This is a genomic window from Croceibacterium sp. TMG7-5b_MA50 (genome assembly GCF_039830145.1).
Classification (GTDB): domain Bacteria; phylum Pseudomonadota; class Alphaproteobacteria; order Sphingomonadales; family Sphingomonadaceae; genus Croceibacterium.
Genome location: NZ_CP156082.1, coordinates 2,485,171 through 2,511,191, shown reverse-complemented (window position 1 = coordinate 2,511,191; position 26,021 = coordinate 2,485,171). Strand labels below are relative to the sequence as shown.

Here is a 26,021-nt window from a genome sequence, read left to right as displayed (position 1 = left end):
ACCAGCGGTCTGGCGGTGAACCGGCGCTGAATTCCTCGTGCGTGGGGTACGCGATTGTTGAAGCCATGCAACAGGTCCGGGAAAAGCATGTCCCATGCTGGTGCGATCGCCTGGATTGTCCTACATATGCAATGTTGGACATGGAATCGGCACTACAGGCCATTCCGGTCGGCCGAAACGGTGCGCAAGGAACCGTTAAGCATGATCGGCGTCTGCGGTACTGGGCATGTCATGGGGGAAAAAGGGTTTCATCGTGGGCAAACAGGCTGGATCAGGCAGAGTGCGCAAATCGGTGTCGGGGCTGGTGGCCGCCGCGCTGATCGCCGGCGCCCCGACTGCCGGCTGGGCGCTCACCGGCTTCGGTGATGAGCCGGCGCCGCGCATCGGCTCCCTCCAGCTCGGCAATTCCGTCTTCACCCCCAGCGCGGTCGATCCCGCTGTCGCCGATCTGGTGGCGCAACGTGGTGCCGGCCGTGGCCTGGACCGGTTCACACCCGCGGGTTCCGGCGAACGGGCGGCACGGCGCACCGTGACCGTGGCCGTGCGTGTGGATGGCGACGGCGCGGCCCGCTTCGCCACCGTGCGCCCGGCGCAGCGCAGCCTCGGCGCCGTGGCGGCGACCGATGCCGGCGCATTGCGGATCGCACCCACCCGCTACAACCTGGGTGTCGCCCGCGGCTTCCAGCCCTTCGCCAAACCGGCGCCGGTGCTGTCGCAGACGCTGTCCGACGCGGCGATCCCCAACCTGGCGGACTTCCGCCCGGCCGACACCGACACCGTCGAAAGCCGCTTCGCCGCGCGCATCGGGGTGGAGGAGAACGGCCGCAGTGCACCGGCGGCGCGTCCTGCCGATCCGCGGGGCGACCAGACGGTCAATGTCGCGGGCAGCTATCGCCTGACGCGCAACCTCAACGTCACGGCGGGTGTCCGCTATTCGCAGCAGCAGCACCGTATCACGCCCGCGCAGGACGTCTCCCACAAGGAAGGGCAGGCAGTCTATATCGGGACGCAGTTCAGCTTCTGAACTGTTCGCAGTTGCAGCATTAATCTTTCTGAAAAACCCCGCCATTGTGCGGGGTTTTTCTTTGCGCGCGGCTTGTTTGTCGGTCTAGGCATGTTGCTCTGCTGACAGGGACAAGGAGAGAACCATGGCACGCGTAGCAATCGTCACCGGCGGTACCCGGGGCATCGGCCGCGCCATCTGCGAGGCGCTGACGAATGACGGCTTCACCGTCGTCGCCAACTACGCGGGCAACGAGGAAAAGGCGAAGGCCTTCACCGCGGAAACCGGCATTGCCGCCTACCGCTGGGATGTGGGCGACCACCAGGCCGCGCTGGACGGCGTCGCACAGGTCGAGGCGGAGGTCGGCCCGATCGACGTGCTGGTGAACAATGCCGGCATCACCCGCGACGGCACCTTGCTGAAGATGAGCTTTGAGGATTGGGACGCGGTGATGCGGATCAATCTGGGCGGCTGCTTCAACATGGCCAAGGCGGTGTTCCCCGGCATGAAGACGCGCAGCTGGGGCCGGATCGTGAATATCGGATCGATCAACGGCCAGGCCGGGCAGTACGGCCAGGTGAACTATGCCGCCGCCAAGAGCGGCATCCATGGCTTCACCAAGGCGCTGGCGCAGGAAGGCGCGCGCTTCGGCATCACCGTCAACGCCATCGCGCCCGGCTACATCGATACGGAGATGGTCGCCGCCGTGCCGGAAGCGGTGCTGGAGAAGATCGTCGCCAAGATCCCGGTCGGCCGGCTGGGCCAGGCGAGCGAGATCGCGCGCGGCGTCGCCTTCCTGGCGTCGGAGCAGGGTGGCTTCGTCACCGGATCGACGCTGTCGATCAATGGTGGGCAGCACATGTATTGAGTTGTGGCCGGCTGGCGGGCAAAGGGGCGCGGAAACGGCCCCCTGCCCGCCCCGGGGCACGCGGCCGGCCTGTCACCGCCGGGGCGTGAAGGACGTAACGAGCATGGCCGAGACGCGCACCGAAAGCGACACGATGGGCCCGGTGGAGGTTCCCGCCGACCGCCTGTGGGGCGCGCAGACGCAGCGCAGCCGCCAGAACTTCCGCATCGGCGGCGAACGCATCCCGCTCCCGATCGTCCACGCGCTGGGCACAATCAAGCGCGCCGCCGCGCTGACCAATGCGAAGCTGGGCCTGCTGGATCAACAGCTCGCCGATGCGATCGCCGCCGCCGCCGCGGAAGTCGCCGCGGGCGATCTCGACGATCACTTCCCACTGGTCGTGTGGCAGACCGGGTCCGGCACGCAGAGCAACATGAACGCCAACGAGGTGATCGCCAATCGCGCCAGCGTGGCGCTGGGCGGTGAGGTCGGGACCAAGAAGCCGGTCCACCCCAACGATCACGTCAATATGAGCCAGTCGTCCAACGACACCTTCCCCAGCGCGATCCACATCGCCGCCGCACAGCAGGTGACGGGCGCGCTGCTCCCCTCCCTGAAGGCGTTGCATGCGGAACTGTCCGGCAAGGCGCAGGCCTGGACCGGCATCATCAAGATCGGCCGCACGCATACGCAGGACGCGACGCCGCTGACGCTGGGCCAGGAATTTTCGGGCTATGCCCGCCAGGTGGAGGCCGGGATCGCCCGGATCGAAGCGACGCTGGCCGGCCTGTACGAACTGGCGCAGGGCGGCACCGCCGTCGGCACCGGGCTGAACGCGCCCAAGGGCTTCGCCGAAGGCGTGGCGGAGCAGATCGCCGCCGACACCGGCCTGCCCTTCGTCACCGCGCCCAACAAGTTCGAGGCGCTGGGCGCCGAGGACGGGCTGGTCTTCGCCCATTCTGCGATCGCGACGCTGGCATCGGCGCTGTACAAGATCGCCAACGACATCCGCTTCCTGGGCTCCGGCCCGCGCAGCGGCCTGGGCGAGCTGGCCCTGCCGGAGAACGAGCCCGGCAGCTCCATCATGCCGGGCAAGGTCAACCCGACGCAGTGCGAGGCGATGACGCAGGTCTGCGCGCAGATCATGGGCAACCAGACCACCATGAGCTTCGCCGGCAGCCAGGGCCATTTCGAGCTCAACGTGTACCGCCCGGTGCTCGGCTACAACTTCCTGCAATCGGTCAAGCTGATGGCGGATGCCGCCGACAGCTTCGTCGAGAACCTGCTGAAGGGCCTGCAGCCGCGTGAGGACAACATCGCCCGCGGGCTTGGCAATTCGCTAATGCTGGTGACGGCACTGGCGCCGTCCATCGGCTACGACAAGGCCGCGGCCATCGCCAAGACGGCGCACAAGACCGGGCAGACCCTACGTGAGGCGGCGATCGAGAGCGGTCACGTCACCGGTGACGAGTTCGACCGGGTTGTCCGGCCGGAAACGATGCTGGGGCCAGACGCCTGACCGCGGCCTATCCGGCGACGATCTACCACCCACCGGTGAAGCATTCGGTGGAGATCGCCGGCCACCGCACCTCCATCAGCCTGGAACCCCTTTTCTGGGAGTGGCTGAAGGAGGCAGCGGCAGCCGAGGATCTGCCGCTCGCGAGGCTGGTGGCGCGGATCGATGCCGAACGGCTCGGCGCGCCGCGCCCGCCGGGTCTCGCCGGCGCGATCCGCCTGTGGCTGGCGGCGCGCCGGGGACCGGCTGCGGATCAGTAGGTGGAGGGGGGATCGCTGGCAGGGAAGGTCTGATCCAGCCCTTCGTCAGTCTTGTCCCACTCACGATCCTCCCGATCGGCCATGGCGGCCGGGCCGCTGTTGCGGACCTTCGAGAAATTGTCCGAATCGCCCTCGCCCCGCGCGAAGGCGGCATGGCCGCCCGTCTGGCTGGTGGCGTATTTGTAGATTCCGTACCCGGCCGCGCCCAGCACGGCCATCCGCAGCAATCCCATGGTGGTCTCCCTTCCTGATGGTCTGGCCGGGTGAACGCTTGGCCCGGCAAAAAGGTTCAGCAGTGCCGTCAGGGGGATAGCGGACGGACGACCTGCCCGATCGCTCTTGCCGGAAGGTGGGCCGGGGCTGTAGGATGCGGGGTAATCCGCGGCCGTGCATGGGTCAGCAAGCTGCCGCATCAAATCCTGGGAGCCGACAAGTGGGCAATTTTTCCTTGATGCACTGGATCGTGGTCGCGCTGGTGATCCTGGTCCTTTTCGGCCGGGGCAAGATCTCCGAAACCATGGGCGATTTCGGCAAGGGCGTGAAAAGCTTCCGCAAGGGGCTGTCCGAAGACGAGCACAGCCAGGACACGCCGCCCGCGGCGAAGGACGCCCGGCTGACCGGTCCGGTCGTCGAGCCGGTGAAGGATCAGCAGAACACTCGCGTCTGATCACAGGGCGGCGATAATCGCCCGGATAGTAGTTGCAGGGCACATCACCGTTCTATATTGCACTGCGGCATGAGCGACCGCAAACCGATCCGCAAGGCCGTGTTCCCCGTCGCGGGACTTGGCACCCGCTTCCTTCCCGCGACCAAGGCGATTCCGAAGGAATTGCTGCCGATCGTCGACCGGCCGCTGATCCAGTATGCGGTGGACGAGGCGCGGGAAGCGGGGATCGAGCAGATGATCTTCGTCACCGGGCGCGGCAAGACCGCCCTGGTCGAGAATTTCGACATCGCCTACGAACTGGAAGCGACCATGTCGGCACGGGGCAAGGATCTCTCCGTGCTCGAACCCACCCGCTTCACCCCCGGCAATCTCATCACCGTGCGCCAGCAGGAACCGATGGGCCTGGGCCATGCGATCTGGTGCGCGCGCGCCATCGTGGGCGACGAACCCTTCGCCATCCTGCTGCCGGACGAACTGATGGTTGGCCAGCCGGGCTGCATCAAGCAGATGGTCGAGGCCTATAACGAGGTCGGCGGCAATCTCGTCTCCGTGCTGGAAGTCCCGCAGGAGGAGGTCTCCTCCTATGGCGTGATCGCGCCGGGCGCGGTCGATGGCGCCCTGACGGAGGTGAAGGGCCTGGTCGAGAAGCCGAAGGTGGCGGATGCCCCTTCCAACAAGATCGTGTCCGGCCGCTACATCCTGCAGCCCGAGGTGATGCGTATCCTGGAAACGCAGGGCAAGGGCGCCGGCGGAGAAATCCAGCTGACCGACGCGATGGCGCAGATGATCGGCCAGCAGCCGTTCCACGCCGTCACCTTTGCCGGCCGCCGCTTCGACTGCGGCAGCAAGACCGGCTTCGTGGAAGCGACGCTGGCGCTGGCGCTGGAACGCCCCGACATGGGTCCGGAAGTCCGCCAGATCGCGGAGCGGCTGCTGGCGCAGTAAGCCGGCTGTCCGATCGGCGATTTTTCGTTAACGATGGCGGGCCGCTCAGCGGCCGGCCATCGCCTTGACCCGGCGCAGATAGGTTCGCCCGATGCGTAGCGCGGTGCCGTCCGCCAGTTCGACGCACCAGACGCCCAGCCCTTCGTGGCGCAGACCGTGGATGCGGTCGCGCCGCAGGATCACGGATCGGTGGATGCGCAGGAATTGCTGCGGGTCCAGCCGCTCCTCCAGCCCGGCGATGGTCTGCAGCAGCAGGTGGCTGCGCGGCTGCCCGTCAGGCGCGGTGACATGCAGGCGGACATAGTCCCGCTCCGCGTCGATACGCTCCACCTGGCCCGCGTCGATTCGCAGCAGTTCGGACCGGTGCGGCACCCAGAATTCGGTCAGCCAGGCGGGGTCCTCTGCCGCCTGCTCCACCCCGCCGCCGCGTTCGTGGCGGGCCAGGGCGCGATCGACCGCGCGTGACAGCCGGTCGGCGGCGACCGGCTTCAGCAGGTAGTCGACCGCATCGATGTCGAAGGCCTGCACGGCAAACTCGCCATGCGCGGTGACGAAGATCACCGCCGCATCGGGCACCAGCTGCGCCAGCCGGCGTGCGGTGGCGAGCCCGTCGGGTCCGGGCATGGTCATGTCGAGCAGCAGCAGATCGGGTCGCAGCCGCTCCGCCAGCCGCAGGGCCGATTCGCCGTCACTGGCGGTGCCTATCACCTGCACGCCCGGCACCCCGGCGCACAGGACCTGCATCCGTTCGATCGCCAGTGGCTCGTCATCCACGATCAGCGTGCGCAGCACCGTGGCCGCATCCGCGCTTGCCTGTGCGACAGACCCCGTCATGCCAGTCCCGTCCCCCTTTGCAGCGGCAGGTAAAGCCGCGTCCGGTGTCCCCCACCCGGCAGCGGTTCCGCCACCACCTGCGCCTCCCCGGCGCCGAAGCGGGCGGCGAGCCGGTCCCCCACATTGGCAAGGCCGATGCCGAACCCGCGATGAACGGCGTCGCCGGCCGGTCCGGGGCCGTCATCGGTGACGCTGACCACCAGCCGCTCGCCCGCGGTCACCTCCGCCGCGATGACGATCGTCACCGGCCGGACGACCCGCGCGACGGCATGGGTGACCGAATTCTCCACCAGCGGCTGCAGGATCATGCCCGGCACACGGGCATCCGCCAGCTCCGCCGGCACGTCGAAGCGGGTACACAGCCGGTCGGGGAAGCGGACCGCTTCGATCTCCAGGTAGAGCTGCTGCAGCGCCAGTTCGTCGCGCAGCGGGACGTCCGCCGTGGGGTCGTCCGCCAGCGAGCGGCGGTAGAAGGTCGACAGGTTGCCGATCATGCGCTCCGCCGGGTCGATGCGCCCGGTCAGCACCAGCGCGGACAGGCTGTTCAGCGTGTTGAACAGGAAATGCGGATTGACCTGATAGCGCAGGGACCTGAGCTCCGCCGCCTTGGCCGCGCGGCGATACTCGCCCTCGCGCCGCTCCGCCGCGCGGGCCTGCGCGCCGGTCAGGAGCGCCAGGTACAGCGCGCACCAGGCCAGCATCAGGAAGTACCGGCTGAACACCACCTCCACCAGGTAATACCAGGACGCACCGCCCAGTGAGCCCGCCGGCAGCTTCACCACCTGCCCCAATTCCGTCGCGGGTGTGGCCGGCGCGGCAGGCTCCTCGGGTGCCGCGTTCGGTGCGGGCGGCGGCGGTGCGGGTGGCGGCGGCGCCGGCAGGTCGGGCAGCTCCACCAGCAGGTCGCCGCCCTGGTTGCGCGTCACCGTCAGCCCGCGCTGCTGCGCCTCCCGCTGCATGACCCGCATGTCCAGCGGGGCGAAGACCAGCCGGTTGCTGTGCGCCAGCGCCACCGACACCGGCAGCGACAGGATCAGCGCGGCGGCAATCTTGGCGGGCAGCGGGCGGGCATCGAACAGCCGCAGCAGCAGCCACAGCGCCAGCGTGATGACGACCCCAATCGCGCAGGCCAGCGCCCGGCGCCACAATGCTTCCCCCGTGAACCCGAAGTCGATCAGCTCCGCCCGAACGGTGGTGAGCAGGAAATAGCACAGCCACAGGCCCAGGATCGACAGCAGTACCGTGCGGAACGGCAGCAATGCGCCATCATCGCCGGGCGCGGCGGCGGCGGGGCTCGTGGCGGGAGGCAGGTCCATCGCCGGGGTGTAGAGCGGGCGGGCAGGCCCGCGCCAGTGCGATTGTCGGCCGCTGTCTGCGCTTGGTCGATCAGCGATGGCGGCGGCGGCGGCCGCGCCGTCAAACCCCTTGGCGCAGGGGCGGGTTTGCGCCTATTGCTCTGCAGCATTTTCGTCAGCCACGAGAGCGATATAGTCCGTGACCATCGTTGAAGACCGCACGCCTTCCACCGACAGCTTCGCCGCCGCGCGCCGCGCGATGATCGACAGCCAGCTGCGACCCAGCGGCGTCAACTCGCCCTGGGTGCTGGAACGGATGGCGGACGTCGCGCGGGAGGATTTCGTGCCGCTGGCGCGTCGCCCCGCCGCCTACATGGACCGGGCGGTGCCGCTGGCGGGTGGCCGCTGGCTGGCCTCCCCGGTGGTCCACGGCCTGATGCTGCAGGAGGCGCGCCCGCGCCCGGCAGACCGGGTGCTGGTGGTGGACGGGGGCAGCGGGTACCTGCCCACCCTGGTCCGGCCGCTGGCGGGATCGGTCGCGGTGGTGGGCGTGGACGCAGTCGCCGCGGGTGACGTGCCCGTCGGGGACGCGGACGGTTATACCCTGCTGCTGGTGGATGGTGCGGCCGAACAGCTGCCGCCTGCCCTGCTGGCGGCGCTGGCGCCGGGCGGGCGGATCGTCACCGGGATCGTGCAGGGGGGCGTGACCCGGCTAGCCGCCGGGCAGGTCGTCGGGCAGGAGCCCGCGCTGCTGCCGCTGATCGAGGTCGGCATGCCCGTGCTGCCCGAATTCGCCGCGCCCCGCCGCTGGAGCTTCTGAACCAGTGACCCGCGCCCCCGCAGGCTCCCTGCCGCGCCGCCCGGCCCGGTTGCACCGCGTGCGCCTCGCCCCGGCGGCGCTGGGCGCACTGGCGCTGCTGGCGAGCCCGGCGGCGGCCGACACGCTGGAACAGGCGCTGATCGCCGCCTACCAGAACAATCCCGTGCTGGAAGGCGCCCGTGCCGACCTGCGCGCGACGGACGAGAACGTGCCGATCCAGCGCGCCTTCGGCCGGCCGAATGTCAGCAGCGATGTCACCTATACCGAGATCCTGAAGCAGGCGCAGACCAACTTCATCAACCCGGACCGGTCGGTCAATGCCGGGGTAAGCCTGTCGGTCCCGCTGTATCGGGGTGGCGCGGTGCGCAACGGCATCCGGGCCGCGCAGGAACGGGTCGCCGCCGGCCGTGCGGACCTGCGCGCCACGGAAAGCGCGATCTTCAACCAGGTGGTCGCCGCCTACATGGACGTGATCGGGCAGGAGGCGATCGTGGCCCTGTCGCGCAACCAGGTGGAGGTGCTGGAGGTCAACCTGCAGGCCACCAGCGACCGGTTCGAGATCGGTGACCTGACCCGGACCGACGTGGCGCAGTCCGAATCGCGGCTGGCGCTGGCGCGCAGCGACCTGGCCGAATCGCAGGCCGCGCTGGTCGGTGCCCGCGAACGCTATGTCCAGCTGGTGGGCCAGGCGCCGATCACGCTGGAACCGCCGCCGCCGCTGCCCGGCCTGCCGGCCAATGTCGATGACGCGGTGGATTATGCGGTGACGCACAACCCCGACATCCTCGCTTCCATCGAACGGGCGCAGGCGGCGGGCTATGACATCCGCGTCGCCGGGGCCGACCGGCTGCCGCAGGTCGATGCGTTCACCCAGGGCGGATACCAGAACTACCTGGGCACGCTGGGTTCGATCCCCGGCGAGGCGTCGAACCCGCAAACCGTGACCTCCGCCCAGGCCGGTGTACGGCTGACCCTGCCGCTGTTCCAGGGCGGGCTGGTCGCCGCCCAGCGCCGGCAGGCGCAGGCGCAGGCGTCCAGCGCGCTGGAGAACGCCGTCGCGATCGAACGCGACGTGGTGCAGCAGGTCCGCTCCGCCTTCACGAACTGGCAGGCGGCACTGGCGGTGATCGAATCCAGCCAGGTCGCGGTCGAGGCGGCCGAGCTGAGCCTGGAAGGCGTGCAGGCGGAAAACACCGTCGGCAACCGCACCATCCTCGACATCCTGGACACCCAGCGCGACCTGCAGATCGCGCAGGTCGATCTCGTCAGCGCCCGGCGCAACGCCTATGTCGCCGCGTTCACGCTGCTGGCGGCGATGGGCCGGGCGGAGGCGCGCGATCTGGGCCTTGATGGTGAGGTGCCGCTGTACGATCCCGCCGCCAATTACGAACGGGTCGCGGGCAAGTGGTGGGATTGGGACAACGATCCCGATCCGGTGGTGCAGACGTCGGGCACCGTTGACATCCCGGCACAGGACGCGGAAATCCCGACGGAAGAACAGCCCGGCACCGGCGCGAACCAGATCCTGGAAGACACGCAGCCGGTACAGCAGGGCCAGACAGCGCAGCCGCGACCCTGACGACCGGGCCGCGACCGGCCCACGAGTCGAGGAACAGGCGAATGCAAGGTGCGGGTGACGTTTCGGTGGAGGAGATCCTGGCCTCCATCAAGCGGGTGATCGCCCGCGATACCATCCCGCCGCCGATCCCGGTCGCAGCGCCCGCCGTTGTTCCCGCAGCCGCTCCGCACCCCTCCCGGGAGCCGGTCGAACCCGCCGATGCGGAAGAGGCGGGCGAGGTTCTGGCGCTGGCGGAGGACGATTCCGAAAACGTCGCCGCCGTTCCGAAGGCCGCGGACGGTCTTGCCGGCAGCGCCGCCACCGACGCCTCCCGCGCGGCCTTCGCCAGCCTGCAGGCGCTGACGAGCGGCCATGGCGGGCTGGACCTGCAGGTGCAGCAACTGCTGCGCCCGATGCTTGCCGAATGGCTGGACGCGCACCTCCCCACTATCGTGGATCGGCTCGTCCGGGCGGAAATCGCGCGCATCACCGGCACGAATGGCTGACGATCCGCTGGCCGACGTGCCCGACGCCTGGGACGACGCGGCAGTCGCCCGCGCCGCTCACGCGCTGGAACAGTTGGGTGGGGAGGCGATCGGCCGCCACATCTTCCTGTGCGCCATTTCCGAAAAGCAGCAATGCTGCCGGCGGGAGGACGGCGTCGCGGCCTGGAATTTTCTGAAGGCGCGGCTGAAGCAATTGGGCCTGACCGGCGCGGGCGGCATCCGCCGGACCAAGGCGGATTGCCTGCAGATCTGCCATGCGGGGCCGATCGCGCTCGTGTGGCCGGACCGGGTTTATTATCATTCCTGCACGCCGGAGGTGCTGGAACAAATCATCCAGCAGCACCTGATCGGCGGCGTGCCGGTGGCGGAATACCGGCTGGCGGGCGACTAGGGCCTAGAGTTCCTCATCGTCGCCGCGATCCGGCCGGTGGCTGATCGAATGGTCGTGCCCCGTTCCGTTGGACAGGAAGACCAGCCCCATCAGCGCACTCATCAGCAGCATCGTCAGCCCGATGCCGAGGGCGGAGGCGATGAAGAAGTGGACGGAGACCAGCGCCCCCTCATGCCACAGGATCAGCATGGCGATGATCACCACCGCGATCGTGATCCCCAGCATCACCCACATCAGCCGCCGGAACCGCCGCCAGGCATGGGCGGCATTGTGCGGATCGTCGAGCGGGGAGCGGCGGGACATGCAAGTCATTGTGGCCCCAAGTGTTTGCCTGCGCAACATTTGCGGAACAAACGGCTGGTTAGGGCGGGCCCGGCATGGCATCCTGTGCGTACCGATGGGGGCACACCATTGGGGGAGAGAAAGCCATGACCATTGCCGCCATTCTGGCCGGCCGCACGCAGGCCATTGTCCATTGTTCGCCCGGCACTAGCGTGGGCGATGCCGCCCGCCTGCTGGCGGAGCGGCGGATCGGCGCCTTGCCCGTCCTGGAAGGGGCGGACGGTCCGGTCACCGGCATCTTTTCGGAACGCGACCTGCTGTATTGCCTGGCGGAACACGGCGTGGCGGTGCTGGACCGACCGGTGTCGGACGTGATGACCGCGCCCGTCATCTCCGTCCATCGGGAGATCAGCGTGTTGCAGGCACTGGCGCTGATGACGGAACGGCGCATCCGCCACCTGCCGGTCCTGCACGCCAGTGACGGGGAAACGCCGCGGCTGATCGCCTTTCTGTCGATCGGCGATCTGGTGAAATACCGGCTGGAGAAGATGGAGCGGGAGGCGCAAGACCTGCGCGACTATATCACCAGCGCTTGAGCCGGGGTGGCGCGCGCCTTACATTGCGACCCATGAGCAGTGCGCCCGCCCCCGCCGCCCCGGACTTCGTGACCGCCGATCCCGCCACGCCGGTACTGACCGCCGCCGCCGCCGCGCGTGTGCGCGCGATCGGACAGCGGCAGGGGAAGCCCGCGCTGCTGCGGCTGGCGGTGGAAGGGGGCGGCTGCTCCGGTTTTCAGTACCGCTTCGCGCTGGCCGATGCGGCGGAGGCCGACGACCGGGTGAGCGAAACCGACGGCGTGCGGCTGGTGGTCGATCCCGTCAGCCTAGACCTCGTCGCCGGGTGCACCGTGGATTACGTCGAATCGCTGGGCGGCGCGGCGTTTCGGGTGGACAATCCGCAGGCGGCGGCCGGCTGCGGCTGCGGCTCCTCCTTCGGCATCTGAGCAGGCGCCGCGCACCGCCGTGCTGATCGCCAGCTTCAACATCAATGGCGTGCGCGCCCGCCTGCCGCGCCTGCTGGAGTGGCTGGGGGAGCGGCGCCCTGCCGTCGCCTGCCTGCAGGAGATCAAGACGCAGGACGACGCCTTCCCCGCCGACGAGTTCGCGGCCATCGGCTATCACGCGGTCTGGCACGGGCAGAAGGGGTTCAACGGCGTCGCCATCCTCGTGGACGGCGCCGCGCCGACCGATGTGGTTCGCGGGCTGCCCGGCGATCCGGAGGATGTTCAGGCACGCCTGATCGAGGCGGAGGTGAATGGCGTCCACATCGTCAACATCTACCTGCCCAACGGCAATCCGCAGCCCGGGCCCAAGTTCGACTACAAGCTGGCCTGGATGGCTCGGCTGCGCGCGCGGATGACGCAATTGCTCGCGACGGAGCGGCCGGTGGTGGTGCTGGGCGACTACAACGTCATCCCCAATGACAGCGACACCTTCTCCGTCCGGGCGATGACCAATGATGCGCTGATGCAGCCCGAGAGCCGTGACGCCTATTCCCGGCTGCTGGCCGATGGCTGGACGGATGCGATCGGGACGCTGAACCCGCGGGGCGGGGTGTGGACCTTCTGGGACTATCAGGCCGGCGCCTGGCAGCGCGACCATGGTTTCCGCATCGATCACCTGCTGCTGAGCCCGCAGGCGGCGGACCGGCTGCAGGCAGCCGGCGTGGACAAGGATTATCGCGGACGGGAAAAGGCCAGCGACCACGCGCCCGTCTGGGTGGAGCTGGCCTGAGTCACGTACCGCATATCGGTCAGCCGCCCCGCTGGGTCCGGCCGGATGTCGCCATGGCGAACTGGACCTGCACGTCACGGCGGGCTTGGCGGTAGCAGCGGGCCGCTTCCTGCGACATCGCCAGCGAACGGCCACCATGGTAGGCGCAGACCTGGCGCGCGGCGCTGTTCAGGCGACGGTTGAGCGTGGTCTGGCCGGCTTCGGTGGTGAGGTCGAGATCGGCGTGCGATACGCTGACGCTGGCATCTTCGCTTCCGGCCTTCGCGGCGGCGGGCAGGGCGGCGATGCCGGACAGCACGCCGGCGGCGATCAGCAGGGCAGAACGTTTGAACATGGTCTCTCTCCTCTTGGCTCCGGTGTGACCCGCCGGACCGGGACTTGGGGGTTCGGCGGGGCACTCAGCTTCAATAGGCTGTTGCCGCCGCCCGTTCGCGCTGGCATCGATCGGCCATGGATGCCGTTCGACCACGGTCAGCAGGGCAGGACGAACCGCCGATCGCGGTCGACCAAGTGCATGCAGGGCTAATCGCATGGCGCTGATCCTGGCCTGGCTGCTGGGCGTCACCAACTTCACCCTGCAGGCGGCGGTGCTGGACCAGCGGCAGCGCTGGCTGACCGGGATGGGCTGGCCGCGCTGGGCCGGCCGCGCCAGCATGGCGGCGGAGTTCGCGGTGCTGGTGGGCGCGCTGCTGCTGGTCCATGCCGGCTTCGCCCGCTGGGTGTGGCTCTATGCCGGGTACACCCTGGCGAATGCGGGTGGCGCCTGGCTGCTTCTGAACCAGCGCCAGTGATCCATTTGTCGACCATCGGACCGGGAACAGTCGGGCCCTGCCCGCGCTTGTGCGAATGATGACCGAACCGCGCCCCCTCTGGCTGGTGAACAATGCCTCCAGCGGCAGCAATGACGATGACGGGCTGGAGGCGCTGCACCGGTGCTGCGGCACGCACGGCTTCCGCGTGGCGCAGCGCACCACCTTCCCGGCGGAGGACCTGCCGACACCCGCGGTGCTGGATGCCGCCGGGATCGACCTCGTCGCCGTGTTCGCGGGCGATGGCACGATCAACACGCTGGTCACCAGCCTTGCCGGTTGGGGCGGACAGGTGCTGGTGCTGCCGGGCGGCACCATGAACCTGCTGTTCCACCGGCTGCATGGCGAGGCGGAGATGGACGCGGTGATCGAGCGGGTGGCTGCCGGCGATTATTCCTGCCGCCGCCCCGGCATGGCGCGCAGCCCCGCCGGCGATGCCTTTGCCGGCGTGCTGGCCGGCCCCGGTACCAGCTGGAACCAGGTGCGCGAGGCGATGCGCGATATCGCGGTGCTGGATGTCGCGACGGGTGTTGCGGCCGCGCTGGGCGAGACGGTAAGCGGCGACATGATCGCCTGCACCGATCCCGCGCTCGGCCGTCCCGAAGGATACCCGCTGCTGATGCTGACCCCGACCGACGAGGGGCTGCAGGTCGACGCCTATCACGCGGAAGGCGTGGGCGAGTACCTGCAGCAGGGCTGGGCCCTGATGCGGCGCAACTTTCGCGACGGGCCACACGACCGGCTGGGCATGGTGGATCAGGTCACCTTCGCCAGCGTGGCGGGCACGGCGTTCGGCATGCTGATCGATGGCGAACCATCCGATCCCGCGCCACAGGCAACCTTCTCCCTGGCCCGGGCCGAGGTCGACCTGATCGCCACCGCCACATGACGCAGACGCTGCTGTTTCACATCAGTGATGTGCATTTCGGGCTGGAGGATGCCCGTGCGGTCGCCTGGGCGCGGGACGAGGTCGCGCGCCAGAAACCTGCCGGCATCGCGCTGACCGGCGACCTGACGATGCGCGCCCGCCGCCATGAATTTGCCGCAGCGCAGGCCTGGATCCAGTCGCTGGAGGCGCCGGTGACCGTGGAGGTCGGCAATCACGACCTGCCGTACTTCAACCTGCTGGAACGCTTCTTTGCCCCGTATCGCCGGTTCGGCGCGGTGGAATCGCTGGTGGAGCGGGAGCTGGACCTGCCCGGCATCCACATCGTCCCACTGAAGACCGCCATCCGGGCGCAGCCGCGCTTCAACTGGTCGAAGGGCTGGGTGACGCAGGCAGCGCTGCGTGAATGCCTGGCGGCGATCGATGCGCTGCCGCCCGGCATTCGCGCGCTGGTCGCGGTGCATCATCCCCTGCGGGAGGTCGGGACGAAGGGGACTGCGTTGACCCATGGCGGCAGCAAGGCGCTGGCCGAGCTGGCGAAGCGCAATGTGCTGGGTGTGTTGAGCGGCCATGTGCATGATCCGTTCGACATCATGGAGGATACGCCGCACGGTCCCGTCCGGATGATCGGCGCAGGCACGCTGTCGCAGCGGGTCCGCTCCACCCCGCCGAGCTTCAACGAATTGCGCTGGGACGGGGTGGAACTGCAGGTGCGCGCACGCAATCTGGAGGAGGTGCCGACACCCGCGATGCAGATCGACGACGTGCCGCCAGATGCCCTGCCCCCGCGCACCCCCGGCGAACCGGTCGCGCCGGTGCATGCCGTTCCGCCGGTCGACCCGCCGGTCCATTGATCCCCGGCACCGCGCGTGGGATGGCGCCGAACATGATGCCCGACCGCACCGCCGCCAGCACCACCGGGGACACCCGGTGAGCGTCGCCTTCCGCCGCGAAAGCGACGAGGAACATCTGGAGCCGAAGTTCGAACGGCCCCTGCCCGCCGGTCCCAACATCGTCACCCGGCGCGGCCTCGACCTGATCGCCGAACGGATCGCGGCATTGCAGGCGGCGGTCGCCGCCGCACCCGACACGGAAGCCGCCGCCGCGCCGGCGCGTGACCTGCGCTACTGGCAGAGGCGGCAGGCCACGGCGCAGCTCGCCGCCCCGCCATCGGGCACGCGGGTGGAGTTCGGTACGATCGTCAGCTTCACGCTGAACGGCCGGCCGCGCACGCTGGCCATCGTGGGCGATGACGAGGCGGACCCTGCTGCCGGGCAGATCAGCGTCCACGCCCCGCTCGCGCGGGCGATGCTGGGGGCAGAGCCGGGCGAGGTGCTGCCCTTCGGCGGGGCGGAGGACGCGATCGCAATCGTCGCCGTGGACCTCCCGCCGGCGGAATAGCGGGGGTCGCGCGGCGGCGCTATTCCGCCGGGGTCAGGCTGGCGATGTAGGCGCGCCAGCCGCCCAGATGGGTAATGTCGGTCGCCCCGTTCAGGGCGCGCGGTTCGCTGACAAAGCCCTTCACGCTGCTGCCATCCTCCAGCGTCACGGTCCCGATCGCCAGCGGCGCGGGCACCTCCGCCGTGAAGCTGCCAAAAGCGGCGACGTCCAGCTCGTAGATCTCGATGGCGATGGACGCGCCATTGTCGGCATCGTGGACCAGCGCGGGCTTGGGCGGAACGCTGTCGGCGATGGCGTAGAGGCGGTAGGTCGGCGCGGTCTTTGCCGCGCCGACGAATTCCGCCGCCCGCGATGTGAGCTGCCAGTGCAGCGGCATGTCCTTCAGGTGGGCGCCGACAACGGCGAGCTTCACGGTCTGCATCTGGTCCTCCATGGCGACTGGCGGCGGCACGACCGGCCCCGCACGGGAAATGAACTGCCCGGCCGCGTCGATCAGCGCGCGGTCGGTGCCGGCGGGGCCGATCAGCGTGATGCCGAAGCCGGTCTTGTTGGCGCGGATGCCGGCAGGCAGCGCCAGCGCCGCCATGTCGAGCAGGTTCACGAAGTTGGTGTAGGCGCCCAGCATAGAATTGAGCTGCACCGGCGCCGCCAGCATCTCTTCGACGCGGAAGGTGGTGCCGGTGGTCGGCAGCAGCAGCAGATCGACCGCGCCCCACATCCGCTCCGCCACGGTGCGCAGCTCCGCCAGGCGGTAGATGCCGTTGAAGGTCTCCACCGCGCTGACCGCGAGGCCGGGCTGGATGATCCCGCGCACGACCGGGTGGAAGGCCTCCGGCTGGCTGCGCAGCAGCGGTTCGACCGCCGCCGTGCGTTCCGCCACCCACGGCCCGTCATACAGCAGCCGCGCCGCTTCATCCAAGGGGTCGAGGTCGATCTCCACCAGCTCCACGCCATCGGCGGCGAGCGTCTGGAGCGCGCGGGCCCAGATGTATTCCGACTCGGCATCGCCGAACCAGCGGAGCTGATGCGGGCGGGGCACGCCGATGCGCCGCGCCGGACGAGCCACATCGGGCAGGTCGCGCGAATAGGCGTCGCGTTCGTCGAAGCCATGCGCGACATCGTCCACCAGCCGCGTGTCGGCGATGTCGTTGGCGAGCACGGTGATGCAGTCGAGCGTGCGACAGGCGGGCACCAAACCGTGGCTGCTCCACCGCCCGCGCGATGGCTTTAGCCCGAACAGGTGCTGGAAGGCGGCGGGCACGCGGCCCGATCCGGCAGTGTCGGTGCCGAGCGCGAACGCCACCAGCCCCGCCGCCACCGCCGTGCCGGAGCCGGAGGAGGAGCCGCCGCTGACATAGGCGAGATTATGCGCGTTGCGGGGAATGCCATACGGGCTGCGCGTGCCGTTCAACCCGGTGGCGAACTGGTCGAGATTGGTCTTGCCCACCGCAATGGCACCCGCCCCTTCCAGCCGGGCGACCACGCCCGCGGTCTCCGCCGGGTCGTAGGCAAAGGCCGGGCAGGCGGTGGTGGTGGGGAGGCCGGCGAGGTCGATATTGTCCTTCACCGCGAAGGGCACACCCGCCAGCGGCAGGTTCTCGCCCGCGGCGACGCGCCGGTCGATCCGTGCGGCGGCAACGCGCAATTGCGCGGGATCGAAGCGGCTGATCCACACGCCCGGCTGCACCGGATCGTAAGTGGCGAGGCGGTCCAGCACCTCCTCCATCCAGGCGGCGGCGCTGCGCGTGCCGGTGCGGACATCGGCTGCGATGGCGGCGGCGGACAGGCGGGTCAGGTCGGTCATTCGCGCACCAACGCCAGCATCGGCGCACCGGGATCGACCGGCTGGCGTTCGGCCACATACAGCGCGGCGACGGTGCCGGCGGCGGGGCTCTCGACGGGAAATTCGGTCTTCATCGCCTCGATCACCGCGATGGTCTCCCCTGCGGCGACCTTGTCGCCCGGGCCCACCAGCAGCTTCCACAGCGATCCGCCGAACGGCGCCTCGACCAACTCCGCACCATCGGGCAGGTCGGCGGTGTCGGGTGCGGCCGCGCCGGCATCCGCCTCCGCCAGGCTGGCGACGCGGGCGAACTCGCCCCGGCGGTGCCAGTCTTCGCGCTCAGCGGCAAAGGCGGCGCCACGCTGCTCCTCGAACTCGGTGATGGAGGCGGCATTGTCCGCCAGGAAGGCGCGGTAGTCGGCGAGGCGGAACTCGGTCTCCTCAATCTCGATCGTGCGCCGCCCCAACGGGAAGTCGCGCCGCCATTCGGTCAGCTCCTCATGGCTGACTGGGAAGAAGCGGATCTGGTCGAAGAAGCGCAGCAGCCACGGTTGCCCGTCCGCGAAGGCGGGCGTCTGGCGGTAGGTGTTCCACACCTGGATGGTGCGGCCGAACAGCTGGTACCCGCCCGGCCCCTCCATGCCGTAAATGCACATGTAGGCGCCGCCGATGCCGACCACGTTGGGCGGGGTCCAGGTGCGCGCCGGATTGTATTTGGTGGTCACCAGCCGGTGCCGGGGATCGACCGGGGTGGCGACCGGCGCGCCCAGATAGACGTCGCCCAGGCCATAGACGAGGTAGCTGGCATCGAACACGATCCGCTGCACGTCATCCACGCTGGCGAGGCCGTTCACCCGGCGGATGAACTCGATATTGTCCGGGCACCACGGCGCATCGTCGCGCACCGCGCTGATGTACCGTTCGACCGTCTGGTGGATGGCAGGATCGTCCCAGCTCAGCGGCAGGTGGACGATGCGCGACGGGATGGTGAAATCGTCGAGGTCGCCCAGCCGCTCCTCGATGCCGAGCAGCGCATCGACCAGTTCGCGCTGACGGATGGCGGCGGGATCGAAATGCACCTGGAACGAACGGATGCCGGGCGTGATGTCGAGCATGCCCGGCAGGGCCAGCCGCTCAAGCTCCGCGATGGCGGCATGGACGCGCAAGCGCAGCTCCAGGTCGAGCGTGATGGGGCCGTATTCGACCAGGATGTTGTCGTCGCCCTGCTGGCGATGGATCACGCGCGGACGGCGGCCATCCTCCGGCAGCTCGGCCAGGATCGGGGTGGGGTCGGCCGGCGGTGCGGACGGTTTGGGTGCGGGCGGCACTGTCCCGTCGATGACGGCGGTCTCCTCCGCCAGCGCGGCCTCGGCCGTGGCCATGTCGACCATCTGCAACCGCAGGCGATCGCCGGGGGCGAGCTGGCCGACCTTCCACAGGTCGGCGACGATCACGGTGAACGGGCAGACGAACCCGCCGAGCGAGGGGCCGTCCGGCCCCAGGATGATCGGCGTGTCGCCGGTAAAGTCGATCGCGCCGATGGCGTAGGGATTGTCGTGGATGTTGGACGGGTGGAGCCCGGCCTCGCCACCGTCCGTCCGCGCCCACTGCGGCTTCGGCCCGACCAGCCGCACGCCGGTGCGGTTGCTGTTGTAGTGGACCCGCCAGTCGGCGTTCAGGATCATCTCCACATCCGCGGGCGTGAAGAAGTCGGGGGCGCCATGCGGGCCGTAGAGGACGCGCAGCGTCCATTCGCCGCCCATTGCCACGGGTGCGACCGCGCGCTCCGCCGGGATCACCGCGGGTGCGGCGGCATTCAGGTGCAGCGTGTCGCCGGTCAGCAGACGGCGTCCGGCATGGCCGCCGAACTCGCCCAGGTCGAAGGTCGCCCGGCTGCCGAGATAGGGGGGCACGTCCAGCCCGCCCGCCAGCAGCAGGTAGCCGCGCATGCCGCCGCCGGTGACGCGGCCGGTCGTCAGCACCTGCCCCGCCGCGACCGCCACCGGACGGTTCAGCGGTACGGGCTTGCCGTCCAGCGTGGCGGCGAAGTCGGCGCCGGTCAGGCAGATGCGTGTGGCGCTGTTGAACTGCAGCGTGGGCCCGGTGGCGGTCATCTCCAGCCCCGCCGCCTCCGCCGGATTGCCGAGCAAGGCATTGCCGAGGCGGAAGGCGCGCGGGTCCATCGGGCCCGATGGCGGCACGCCGATCGACCACAGACCCTGCCGACCGGGCCAGTCCTGCACGGTCGTCAAGGTGCCCGCGCCGCGCACGCTGATCGAACGGGGCTGGTGCGGCACCGTCTCCAGCAGCCGGGTCGACACCTCGCCCGCGGCGAAGCGCGGGTCACGCGCCACGTCGCGCAGCCAGCGGACATTGGTCTCGATCCCCGCCAGTTGCGTCTGGTCCAGCGCCTGCTGCAAGGCGGCGATGGCGGTGGGGCGGTCTTCCCCACGCACGATCAGCTTGCCGATCATCGGATCGTAATGGCTGGTGACGGTGCTGCCCGCCTCCACCCAGGTTTCCACCCGCGCGTCCGCCGGGAAGTCGGCGGCGATCAGCGTGCCGGTGGCCGGGCGGTAATCGGCGGCCGGGTCCTCCGCATAGAGGCGCGCCTGCATCGACCAGCCTGCCGGGCCGGCGGGGGCCGCGTCCATCACCGAATAATCGCCCGCCGCGCCGCGCACCATCCATTCGACGAGATCGACGCCTGTCACTTCCTCGGTGACGCCATGTTCCACCTGCAGGCGGGTGTTCACCTCCAGGAAGAACCAGTCGCGCCGTTCGGGATCGTACAGGAACTCGACCGTACCGGCATTGCGGTACCGGGCGGCGCTGCCCAGGCGGACCGCCGCCTCGATCAGGCCATCGCGGATGTCGTTGGGCAGATCGGGCGCGGGCGCCTCCTCCACCACCTTCTGGTTGCGCCGCTGGAGCGAGCAGTCGCGTTCGCCCAGATGGACCACGCGGCCCTGCCCGTCGCCGAAGATCTGCACCTCGATATGGCGGGCGCGCGGCACGAAGCGTTCCAGGAACACGCCGCCATTGGCGAAGGCACCGGCGCCCATGCGCGACACCGCGGCGAAGCCTTCGCGCACGGCGCGCGCATCCTCGCACACGCGCATGCCGATGCCGCCGCCCCCGGCCGTCGCCTTCAGCATGACCGGATAGCCGATGGTGCTGGCCGCTGCGACCGCGTCCTCGGCGCCCGCCAGCAGCCCGCTGCCGGCGGCAAGCGGCACGCCGCTCTCCTCCGCCAGGGCACGCGCAGTGTGCTTCAGGCCGAAGGTGCGGATATTCTCGGGCGTAGGGCCGACAAAGGCGATGCCCGCCGCCTCGCAACGCTCGGCAAACTCCGCGTTCTCCGACAGGAAGCCGTATCCGGGGTGGATCGCATCCGCGCTCGTCTCCCGCGCCGCCGCCAGGATCGCATCGACATCGAGGTAGCTTTCCGCTGGGGAGGCCGGCCCGATCCTGACCGCCATGTCGGCATCCGCGACATGGAGAGAGGCGATGTCCGCATCGGAATAGACCGCGACGGAACGGATGTTCATCGCGCGCAAGGTGCGGATGATCCGCCGGGCGATGGCGCCGCGATTGGCGACGAGGACGGTCCGGATGCTCATTCGGCGGCCACGATCATGCGCACGGGCGTGGGATTGAAGCCGTTGCACGGATTGTTGATCTGCGGGCAGTTCGACACGACCACCACCACGTCCATCTCCGCGCGCAGGTCGACCGTCAGGCCGGGGGCGGAGATGCCGTCCACGATGCCGAGCGCGCCGTCTGCCATCACCGGCACGTTCATGAAGAAGTTGATGTTGGACACCATGTCCCGCTTGCCGCGCCCGGCGCGAATGTTGGCGTCGAGGAAATTGTCCACGCAGGCATGCTGCGCCTTGGTGTGGTGGCCATAACGCAGCGTGTTGCTCTCGCACGAACAGGCGCCGCCGATCGTATCGTGGTAATCGACATTGGTGCCGGTGATCGTCGCCAACGGGCGCCCTTCGTTGGACAGCAGCACCGATCCGGTGCGCAGGAAGATGTTGCCCTGCGCCGCGACGGTGTCCTGCGCGCTGTAGCGTTCGGCATCGTCGGCGGCGGAATAGAGCAGGAAGTCGACCGCCTGGTTCCCCTCCACATCGACGATGCGCAGCGTGTGGCCCGCGGCGATGGTGTGCAGCCACGGCGCGCGGGCAGGCACGGTTTCGTCATGGACCAGCCGGGGCGGCAGGCCGGCGAGGGCGGGATCGCCAATGGTAGCTGGGAGGGTCATGATAGTCCTAGCGGCGGTAGAGGTCTTCGACGTTCCGGAAGGCGCGCTGGCCCTCCGGCGTCGCATTGCGCACCGGGTCGTCGGCACTTGTCACGGGGCCGCGCCAGGCGGTGGCGCGCAACGGGGTGACGCTCCAGCTCCGCTGGTCCAGCACGTGCGGGCAATTGGCGATGACGGCGATCACCTCCATCTCCGCGCGCAGCACCACGCTGCGGCCAGGCACGAAGGGGCCGAGCTGCGGGGTGACTGCCCCGTCTTCTTCAATCCGGACGCCCTTGAACAGGTTGAGGCAGGGGTGGACATCCTTGCGCCCCAATCCATGCTTGGCGACACCCAGCAGCAGCCGGTCGCGCGCATTGGGATAGGCGCTCCAATTGCCGCCTTCGCCATAGATGCGGGCATTGCTGGCCGCGTTGGAGGCGCCGCAGAAGGCATCGTGCGTGCCGCCCCGGTCATCTTCGGCGGTTCCGTCCTCCACGATGCTCATCAGCACGCGGCCCATGTCGGACAGCAGCAGGCTGCCCGCACCCGGATAGGCGTTCCACTGCACCTTCAGCGTGTCGGCGATGTTCAGCCGCTCGGTCGGCATCTCCGCATTGAACAGCTGGAGGCTGGCGCAGGCATCGCCGTCGCGATCCACCAGCCGCAGCCGGGTGCCGCGGGACAGCCGGCGGGAAGCATAGCCGCCAGCGGCGATCACCTCCTCCCACACCAGATCGTCGGCCGCGACACCGGCGGGCAGGTCATCGGCGACCGGCGGCAGCAGCGGCATCGCCTCCGCCGTGGAGCCGCCCTGCGCGCGGGCATGCGCCTGCGCGGCGCGCGGGTCGTGGAGCGTGGTATTCATCATTCCTCCGGCAGAGCGGGGAAGTGCCCGCCTTCTTGCAGGTCCTCGTGGAGCGGCGGCAGCAGTGCGGTGGTGGTGAACAGGTGCAATTGCTGCACCCCGCGCACGGCGCGCAGCGCATCGCACAGCGCCTGCAGCCGTTCGGCCGGGCCCTGCACCAGCATCACCTCCAGCGACTGGTCCCCTTCCAGGAACACGTGCTGGGAGGAGATCACCTCCTTCAGGTAATCCTGCTGCGTCTGGGCCAATTGCTGGCGGACGAGGCCGCGGTCGCCGCGATAAATCAGCGTCACGGTACCCGCCAGGATGCCGTCGGGCCGCGTCGCCGCGCCATGTTCGGCCAGCGCGTTGCGGATCAGTTCGGCAATCAGTTGCGAACGCGACGGCAGGCCGCGCTCGCCCACCATGCGGTCCAATGCGGTGGACAGCGGCGCGGGCAGGCTCATGCTCAGCCGGGCGACCGGCGTGCTGTTGGGGGCGAGCGAGCTCATGCGCGCATGTGCTCCGCCACCAGCGCCTGCGCCGCGCTGTTGTCGCCGCCTTCCGCGCGGTCGAGCGAGAGGTCGTGCATCACGTTGGCGCCGAAGCGGTGCGGCGCGTGCGGATCGTGACGGCGCTTGTCGAACACCAGCACACGGGTGCCGAGCGCAAACGCCTCCTTCAGGTCATGCGTCACCATCAGCACCGTCAGGCCCTGTTCGCGCCACAGCCGGGTGATCAGCGCATGCATGTCGCGCCGGATACCAGGGTCGAGCGCGCCGAACGGTTCGTCCAGCAGCAGGATGCGCGGCCGCATGATCAGCGCCTGCGCGATCGCCAGCCGCTGCTGCATGCCCCCCGACATCTGCGCGGGGTAGGTATCGAGATTGCTGCCGAGGCCGACCGCCTCCAGCATGGCCGCGGCCTGTTCCCGCGCCTCACGCCGCTTCGCGCCGAACAGCCGTGCGGTGACGGGGGCGGCGCAGTCGAGCCCGAACATGACATTGCCGAGCGCCGACAGATGCGGGAACACCGAATAACGCTGGAACACCACGCCGCGATCTGGGCCGCATTCCGGCGTCATCGGCGCGCCATCCAGCAGGATCGTGCCGCTGGACGGCGGCGTGTCGCCCAGCACCAGGTGCAGGAACGTGCTCTTGCCCGCGCCCGACGGGCCGAGGATGGAGACGAACGAGCCTTCGGCAATGTCGAGGTCCACCCGTTCGAGCACGAGCTTCTCGCCATATTCGACCGACACGTCGCGGAAGGAGAGCACGGGCGCGCTCATCTTTTCGCCCCATGCGCCCAGGGGAAGGCCCACCGGCTGAGCCACAGCAGCGCGAGATCGCAGGCGATCGCCAGCAGGGAGATCCACGCGACGTAGGGCAGGATGATGTCCATCGACAGGTACCGGCGGACCAGGAAGATGCGATAGCCAAGGCCGATGTCGGACGCGACCGCCTCCGCCGCGATCAGGTACACCCATGCCGGGCCGAGCGAGAGGCGCAGCGACGCGATCAGGCGCGGCATCGCCATCGGCAACGCCAGGCGCAGCGCCAATTGCCAGCTCGACGCGCCCAAGGTCTGCGCCTTCAGCATCTGTTCGGCGGGAATGGCGGAGACATGCAGCGCCAGATCGCGGACCATGAACGGGGCGACGCCGATCACGATCAGCGCGACCTTCGCCGTCTCCCCCAGGCCGAAGACAATGAACAGGACAGGCAGCAGCGCCACCGGCGGCACCACCGCCACCGTGGTCACCACCGGGCCGAGGCTGGCACGCAGCAGGGGCAGCACGCCCAGCGCCAGGCCCAGCAGCAATGCGGTGAGGGAGGCGATGCCGAGGCCGAGGCCCAGGCGCTGCAGGCTGGCGAAGGTGTCCGCCCAGAAGATCAGGCGGCCGCTCAACGGATCGGGCTGCGCCAGCAGCGTGCCCATCGCCTGCACCATCATACCGAAGGTCGGCAGGATCTTGTCCGCCGGATTCTCCGCATGGCGCGCCGCGGCGGCGACGACATACAGCACGGCCAGCACCAGCAGCGGCACCGCGCCCAGCAGCAGGCCGCCCTTCGGCGTGGGTCTGCGGTTGACGAGCCTCACGCGGGGTACCCCTTACAGCTTGCCGTCGGCCGCCATCTGCATGAAGCTGGCGTCGAAGCGCAGCTTCACGTTCTGCGGATTGCCCAGCGTGCGGTTGCCGGGGAACGCCATGCCCACGGTGTCGGCCGATGGCGCGCCGGGGCCGAACAGCCCCTTGGAATAGCTGAAATCGCGCACGCGGGTCATCGCCGTCACCAGTTCGGGTGCGCTGGCGGCCTGCACGGCGGAGGCGGGTTCCGCATAAAGGTAGGTGGTCTTCAGCTGCGCCTCGAACGCCTCGGGCGTGGTGCCGGCGAGCTTCGCCATGGCGGCGCGCGCCTCTGCCCCGGTGGCGTCCTGCCGGGTCATGATCGCCATCGTCTCGTACCAGATACCGGCCAGCGCCTTGCCGAGGTTCGGATTGGCGGCGAGCGTAGCGGTATCCACCGCCAGCAGATCCAGGATCTCGCCCGGGATCTGCGCGGAGGTGAACACCGCGCTGGCGCCGGGCATCCGGGCGATCTCAGAAAGCTGCGGGTTCCAGGCCACCGCCGCATTCGCCTGCGGGCTGGCAAAGGCGCTGACGATGTCGGCGTCGGACGTGTTGACCGTCTTCACGTCGGTCAGCGCCAGCCCGGCGCTTTCCAGCCCGCGGGCCAGCAGATAATGGGAGACCGACAATTCCGCGAGATACACGGTGCGGCCGCGGATGGCGGCGATGTTGCCCGCCCCCTTCAACACCACGCCATCATTGCCGTTGGAATAGTCGCCGATGATGATCGCACTGGTATCCTTGCCGCTGGCGGCAGGAATGGTCAGCGCGTCCATGCTGGCGACGGTTACGCCGTCCAGCTTGCCGGCGGTGTACTGGTTGACCGATTCGACGTAATCGTTGACCTGCACCACATCGATGGTGATGCCGTACTTGTCGGCCCACTTCTTCACGATGCCGGTCTGTTCGGCGTAGGGCCATGGCATCCACCCGGCATAGATCGACCAGCCAATGGCGAAGTCCGTGCGCGGCTCCGCCGGATCGGATGCGCCGCCGCCGCAGGCGGTCAGCGTCAGAGCCAGCGCCAAGCCGGCGGTCATCCGAAACCTGTTGATCGCCAAACGCATTGAGCCCCGCTTCCCGCTGCCGTGAACTGGGACACACCGTTATTACTCGCCACGGATTTCGTAATACGCCATTTGACCACCTTGCCGCGCGGCTGCCATGCTGGCTTGTATGCGCAGGAAGCCCCGCA

30 protein-coding genes are annotated in these 26,021 nt (G+C 69.3%); 17 read left to right on the top strand and 13 right to left on the bottom strand.

The features are described 5' to 3' along the window. The first annotated feature begins 280 nt into the window (after positions 1 to 280). The 4 genes from V5740_RS11835 (at position 281) to V5740_RS11820 (ending at position 3,626) form a co-directional block, all read left to right on the top strand. A complete protein-coding gene (locus V5740_RS11835; RefSeq protein WP_347302681.1) occupies positions 281 to 1,024 on the top strand; it encodes a hypothetical protein in 744 nt (247 codons plus the stop codon). Positions 1,025 to 1,148: 124 nt separating this feature from the next. Beyond that, positions 1,149 to 1,871, top strand: a complete 723-nt coding sequence (gene phbB / locus V5740_RS11830; RefSeq protein WP_347302680.1) for an acetoacetyl-CoA reductase — start codon at positions 1,149 to 1,151, stop codon at positions 1,869 to 1,871. Between the two features lie 103 nt (positions 1,872 to 1,974). Next, positions 1,975 to 3,369 carry a class II fumarate hydratase gene (fumC, locus tag V5740_RS11825; RefSeq protein WP_347302679.1) on the top strand — a complete coding sequence of 465 codons (1,395 nt, stop codon included), beginning with the start codon at positions 1,975 to 1,977 and terminating at the stop codon, positions 3,367 to 3,369. Positions 3,370 to 3,404: 35 nt separating this feature from the next. Further along, positions 3,405 to 3,626, top strand: coding sequence for a ribbon-helix-helix domain-containing protein (locus V5740_RS11820; protein ID WP_347302678.1), 222 nt, complete (start codon positions 3,405 to 3,407; stop codon positions 3,624 to 3,626). On the opposite strand, the gene V5740_RS11815 is transcribed toward V5740_RS11820, so the two are convergent. After that, positions 3,620 to 3,859: a hypothetical protein gene (locus V5740_RS11815; RefSeq protein ID WP_347302677.1), complete on the bottom strand. Its 240-nt coding sequence runs from the start codon at positions 3,857 to 3,859 to the stop codon at positions 3,620 to 3,622. The genes V5740_RS11820 and V5740_RS11815 overlap by 7 nt on opposite strands. 200 nt (positions 3,860 to 4,059) lie before the next feature. Between V5740_RS11815 and V5740_RS11810 the strand changes: the two genes are divergently transcribed. Continuing rightward, positions 4,060 to 4,293 carry a twin-arginine translocase TatA/TatE family subunit gene (locus tag V5740_RS11810; protein WP_347302676.1) on the top strand — a complete coding sequence of 78 codons (234 nt, stop codon included), beginning with the start codon at positions 4,060 to 4,062 and terminating at the stop codon, positions 4,291 to 4,293. A gap of 69 nt (positions 4,294 to 4,362) precedes the next feature. Next, positions 4,363 to 5,238 (top strand): UTP--glucose-1-phosphate uridylyltransferase GalU, encoded by an 876-nt coding sequence (gene galU, locus V5740_RS11805; protein ID WP_347302675.1) that lies wholly within the window; start codon positions 4,363 to 4,365, stop codon positions 5,236 to 5,238. A gap of 45 nt (positions 5,239 to 5,283) precedes the next feature. On the opposite strand, the gene V5740_RS11800 is transcribed toward galU, so the two are convergent. Together V5740_RS11800 and V5740_RS11795 are read right to left on the bottom strand one after the other, a co-directional pair. After that, the gene (locus tag V5740_RS11800) at positions 5,284 to 6,072 is read right to left on the bottom strand and encodes a LytTR family DNA-binding domain-containing protein (RefSeq protein ID WP_347302674.1); all 789 of its coding nucleotides are present in this window, start codon (positions 6,070 to 6,072) and stop codon (positions 5,284 to 5,286) included. After that, positions 6,069 to 7,388 (bottom strand): histidine kinase, encoded by a 1,320-nt coding sequence (locus tag V5740_RS11795; protein WP_347302673.1) that lies wholly within the window; start codon positions 7,386 to 7,388, stop codon positions 6,069 to 6,071. The genes V5740_RS11800 and V5740_RS11795 overlap by 4 nt, the downstream gene beginning before the upstream one ends. A 178-nt stretch (positions 7,389 to 7,566) precedes the next feature. On the opposite strand from V5740_RS11795, the gene V5740_RS11790 reads away from it, so the two are divergent. Genes V5740_RS11790 through V5740_RS11775 form a run of 4 tightly spaced genes read left to right on the top strand, consistent with a single transcriptional unit; the run spans position 7,567 to position 10,642 of the window. Beyond that, a complete protein-coding gene (locus V5740_RS11790; RefSeq protein ID WP_347302672.1) occupies positions 7,567 to 8,187 on the top strand; it encodes a protein-L-isoaspartate O-methyltransferase in 621 nt (206 codons plus the stop codon). 49 nt (positions 8,188 to 8,236) lie between these two features. Then, positions 8,237 to 9,766 (top strand): TolC family outer membrane protein, encoded by a 1,530-nt coding sequence (locus V5740_RS11785; protein ID WP_347304515.1) that lies wholly within the window; start codon positions 8,237 to 8,239, stop codon positions 9,764 to 9,766. Positions 9,767 to 9,807: 41 nt separating this feature from the next. After that, positions 9,808 to 10,251: a DUF2497 domain-containing protein gene (locus tag V5740_RS11780; protein WP_347302671.1), complete on the top strand. Its 444-nt coding sequence runs from the start codon at positions 9,808 to 9,810 to the stop codon at positions 10,249 to 10,251. Beyond that, positions 10,244 to 10,642, top strand: coding sequence for a (2Fe-2S) ferredoxin domain-containing protein (locus V5740_RS11775; protein ID WP_347302670.1), 399 nt, complete (start codon positions 10,244 to 10,246; stop codon positions 10,640 to 10,642). Before V5740_RS11780 ends, V5740_RS11775 begins: the two co-directional genes overlap by 8 nt. 3 nt (positions 10,643 to 10,645) lie before the next feature. Here V5740_RS11775 and V5740_RS11770 read toward each other — a convergent pair whose 3' ends face one another. Then, positions 10,646 to 10,945, bottom strand: coding sequence for a hypothetical protein (locus V5740_RS11770; RefSeq protein ID WP_347302669.1), 300 nt, complete (start codon positions 10,943 to 10,945; stop codon positions 10,646 to 10,648). A 125-nt stretch (positions 10,946 to 11,070) separates the two neighbouring features. Here V5740_RS11770 and V5740_RS11765 point away from each other — a divergent pair, with 125 nt between their 5' ends. From V5740_RS11765 to xth, 3 genes are read left to right on the top strand one after another with little or no spacing between them, the layout of a single operon-like run. Next, entirely contained in the window at positions 11,071 to 11,520 is a 450-nt protein-coding gene (locus V5740_RS11765) for a CBS domain-containing protein (protein ID WP_347302668.1), read from the top strand. A gap of 32 nt (positions 11,521 to 11,552) precedes the next feature. Beyond that, positions 11,553 to 11,927 carry an iron-sulfur cluster assembly accessory protein gene (locus V5740_RS11760; RefSeq protein WP_347302667.1) on the top strand — a complete coding sequence of 125 codons (375 nt, stop codon included), beginning with the start codon at positions 11,553 to 11,555 and terminating at the stop codon, positions 11,925 to 11,927. A 19-nt stretch (positions 11,928 to 11,946) separates the two neighbouring features. Next, positions 11,947 to 12,717 carry an exodeoxyribonuclease III gene (xth, locus tag V5740_RS11755; protein WP_347302666.1) on the top strand — a complete coding sequence of 257 codons (771 nt, stop codon included), beginning with the start codon at positions 11,947 to 11,949 and terminating at the stop codon, positions 12,715 to 12,717. A 19-nt stretch (positions 12,718 to 12,736) separates the two neighbouring features. On the opposite strand, the gene V5740_RS11750 is transcribed toward xth, so the two are convergent. Then, positions 12,737 to 13,051 (bottom strand): UrcA family protein, encoded by a 315-nt coding sequence (locus V5740_RS11750; protein WP_347302665.1) that lies wholly within the window; start codon positions 13,049 to 13,051, stop codon positions 12,737 to 12,739. A 196-nt stretch (positions 13,052 to 13,247) separates the two neighbouring features. Here V5740_RS11750 and V5740_RS11745 point away from each other — a divergent pair, with 196 nt between their 5' ends. From V5740_RS11745 to V5740_RS11730, 4 genes are all read left to right on the top strand, one after another. Then, positions 13,248 to 13,508: a hypothetical protein gene (locus V5740_RS11745; protein WP_347302664.1), complete on the top strand. Its 261-nt coding sequence runs from the start codon at positions 13,248 to 13,250 to the stop codon at positions 13,506 to 13,508. Positions 13,509 to 13,563: 55 nt separating this feature from the next. After that, on the top strand, positions 13,564 to 14,415 hold the full coding sequence (locus tag V5740_RS11740; RefSeq protein WP_347302663.1) for a diacylglycerol kinase family protein: 852 nt from the start codon (positions 13,564 to 13,566) through the stop codon (positions 14,413 to 14,415). Then, the gene (locus V5740_RS11735) at positions 14,412 to 15,266 is read left to right on the top strand and encodes a metallophosphoesterase (RefSeq protein WP_347302662.1); all 855 of its coding nucleotides are present in this window, start codon (positions 14,412 to 14,414) and stop codon (positions 15,264 to 15,266) included. Before V5740_RS11740 ends, V5740_RS11735 begins: the two co-directional genes overlap by 4 nt. 76 nt (positions 15,267 to 15,342) lie before the next feature. Then, the gene (locus tag V5740_RS11730) at positions 15,343 to 15,813 is read left to right on the top strand and encodes a GreA/GreB family elongation factor (protein WP_347302661.1); all 471 of its coding nucleotides are present in this window, start codon (positions 15,343 to 15,345) and stop codon (positions 15,811 to 15,813) included. A 19-nt stretch (positions 15,814 to 15,832) separates the two neighbouring features. Here V5740_RS11730 and atzF read toward each other — a convergent pair whose 3' ends face one another. The 8 genes from atzF to V5740_RS11690 are packed head-to-tail and all read right to left on the bottom strand — an operon-like array spanning position 15,833 to position 25,866. Then, positions 15,833 to 17,617 carry an allophanate hydrolase gene (atzF, locus tag V5740_RS11725; protein WP_347302660.1) on the bottom strand — a complete coding sequence of 595 codons (1,785 nt, stop codon included), beginning with the start codon at positions 17,615 to 17,617 and terminating at the stop codon, positions 15,833 to 15,835. Next, entirely contained in the window at positions 17,614 to 21,219 is a 3,606-nt protein-coding gene (uca, locus tag V5740_RS11720; protein ID WP_347302659.1) for an urea carboxylase, read from the bottom strand. The genes atzF and uca overlap by 4 nt, the downstream gene beginning before the upstream one ends. After that, positions 21,216 to 21,869 (bottom strand): urea amidolyase associated protein UAAP2, encoded by a 654-nt coding sequence (locus V5740_RS11715; protein WP_347302658.1) that lies wholly within the window; start codon positions 21,867 to 21,869, stop codon positions 21,216 to 21,218. The genes uca and V5740_RS11715 overlap by 4 nt, the downstream gene beginning before the upstream one ends. Before the next feature lie 7 nt (positions 21,870 to 21,876). Further along, positions 21,877 to 22,716 carry an urea amidolyase associated protein UAAP1 gene (locus tag V5740_RS11710; RefSeq protein ID WP_347304514.1) on the bottom strand — a complete coding sequence of 280 codons (840 nt, stop codon included), beginning with the start codon at positions 22,714 to 22,716 and terminating at the stop codon, positions 21,877 to 21,879. Beyond that, positions 22,716 to 23,207, bottom strand: a complete 492-nt coding sequence (locus tag V5740_RS11705) for a CopG family ribbon-helix-helix protein (protein ID WP_347302657.1) — start codon at positions 23,205 to 23,207, stop codon at positions 22,716 to 22,718. Before V5740_RS11705 ends, V5740_RS11710 begins: the two co-directional genes overlap by 1 nt. Continuing rightward, the gene (locus V5740_RS11700) at positions 23,204 to 23,983 is read right to left on the bottom strand and encodes an ABC transporter ATP-binding protein (RefSeq protein WP_347302656.1); all 780 of its coding nucleotides are present in this window, start codon (positions 23,981 to 23,983) and stop codon (positions 23,204 to 23,206) included. The genes V5740_RS11705 and V5740_RS11700 overlap by 4 nt, the downstream gene beginning before the upstream one ends. Further along, complete coding sequence (locus V5740_RS11695; RefSeq protein WP_347302655.1) at positions 23,980 to 24,795, bottom strand: ABC transporter permease subunit; 816 nt, start codon at positions 24,793 to 24,795, stop codon at positions 23,980 to 23,982. The genes V5740_RS11700 and V5740_RS11695 overlap by 4 nt, the downstream gene beginning before the upstream one ends. A gap of 12 nt (positions 24,796 to 24,807) precedes the next feature. Then, positions 24,808 to 25,866 carry a putative urea ABC transporter substrate-binding protein gene (locus V5740_RS11690; protein ID WP_347302654.1) on the bottom strand — a complete coding sequence of 353 codons (1,059 nt, stop codon included), beginning with the start codon at positions 25,864 to 25,866 and terminating at the stop codon, positions 24,808 to 24,810. Positions 25,867 to 26,021: the final 155 nt, after the last annotated feature.

Bases quoted from the DNA above. Each gene is read 5' to 3' on its own strand.
- phbB (WP_347302680.1), top strand. From the start codon at position 1,149: ATGGCACGCGTAGCAATCGTCACCGGCGGTACCCGGGGCATCGGCCGC.
- fumC (WP_347302679.1), top strand. From the start codon at position 1,975: ATGGCCGAGACGCGCACCGAAAGCGACACGATGGGCCCGGTGGAGGTT.
- V5740_RS11815 (WP_347302677.1), bottom strand. From the start codon at position 3,859: ATGGGATTGCTGCGGATGGCCGTGCTGGGCGCGGCCGGGTACGGAATC.
- galU (WP_347302675.1), top strand. From the start codon at position 4,363: ATGAGCGACCGCAAACCGATCCGCAAGGCCGTGTTCCCCGTCGCGGGA.
- V5740_RS11800 (WP_347302674.1), bottom strand. From the start codon at position 6,072: ATGACGGGGTCTGTCGCACAGGCAAGCGCGGATGCGGCCACGGTGCTG.
- V5740_RS11795 (WP_347302673.1), bottom strand. From the start codon at position 7,388: ATGGACCTGCCTCCCGCCACGAGCCCCGCCGCCGCCGCGCCCGGCGAT.
- V5740_RS11780 (WP_347302671.1), top strand. From the start codon at position 9,808: ATGCAAGGTGCGGGTGACGTTTCGGTGGAGGAGATCCTGGCCTCCATC.
- V5740_RS11775 (WP_347302670.1), top strand. From the start codon at position 10,244: ATGGCTGACGATCCGCTGGCCGACGTGCCCGACGCCTGGGACGACGCG.
- V5740_RS11770 (WP_347302669.1), bottom strand. From the start codon at position 10,945: ATGTCCCGCCGCTCCCCGCTCGACGATCCGCACAATGCCGCCCATGCC.
- V5740_RS11765 (WP_347302668.1), top strand. From the start codon at position 11,071: ATGACCATTGCCGCCATTCTGGCCGGCCGCACGCAGGCCATTGTCCAT.
- V5740_RS11760 (WP_347302667.1), top strand. From the start codon at position 11,553: ATGAGCAGTGCGCCCGCCCCCGCCGCCCCGGACTTCGTGACCGCCGAT.
- V5740_RS11750 (WP_347302665.1), bottom strand. From the start codon at position 13,051: ATGTTCAAACGTTCTGCCCTGCTGATCGCCGCCGGCGTGCTGTCCGGC.
- V5740_RS11745 (WP_347302664.1), top strand. From the start codon at position 13,248: ATGGCGCTGATCCTGGCCTGGCTGCTGGGCGTCACCAACTTCACCCTG.
- V5740_RS11740 (WP_347302663.1), top strand. From the start codon at position 13,564: ATGATGACCGAACCGCGCCCCCTCTGGCTGGTGAACAATGCCTCCAGC.
- V5740_RS11735 (WP_347302662.1), top strand. From the start codon at position 14,412: ATGACGCAGACGCTGCTGTTTCACATCAGTGATGTGCATTTCGGGCTG.
- atzF (WP_347302660.1), bottom strand. From the start codon at position 17,617: ATGACCGACCTGACCCGCCTGTCCGCCGCCGCCATCGCAGCCGATGTC.
- uca (WP_347302659.1), bottom strand. From the start codon at position 21,219: ATGAGCATCCGGACCGTCCTCGTCGCCAATCGCGGCGCCATCGCCCGG.
- V5740_RS11715 (WP_347302658.1), bottom strand. From the start codon at position 21,869: ATGACCCTCCCAGCTACCATTGGCGATCCCGCCCTCGCCGGCCTGCCG.
- V5740_RS11710 (WP_347304514.1), bottom strand. From the start codon at position 22,716: ATGAATACCACGCTCCACGACCCGCGCGCCGCGCAGGCGCATGCCCGC.
- V5740_RS11705 (WP_347302657.1), bottom strand. From the start codon at position 23,207: ATGAGCTCGCTCGCCCCCAACAGCACGCCGGTCGCCCGGCTGAGCATG.
- V5740_RS11700 (WP_347302656.1), bottom strand. From the start codon at position 23,983: ATGAGCGCGCCCGTGCTCTCCTTCCGCGACGTGTCGGTCGAATATGGC.
- V5740_RS11690 (WP_347302654.1), bottom strand. From the start codon at position 25,866: ATGACCGCCGGCTTGGCGCTGGCTCTGACGCTGACCGCCTGCGGCGGC.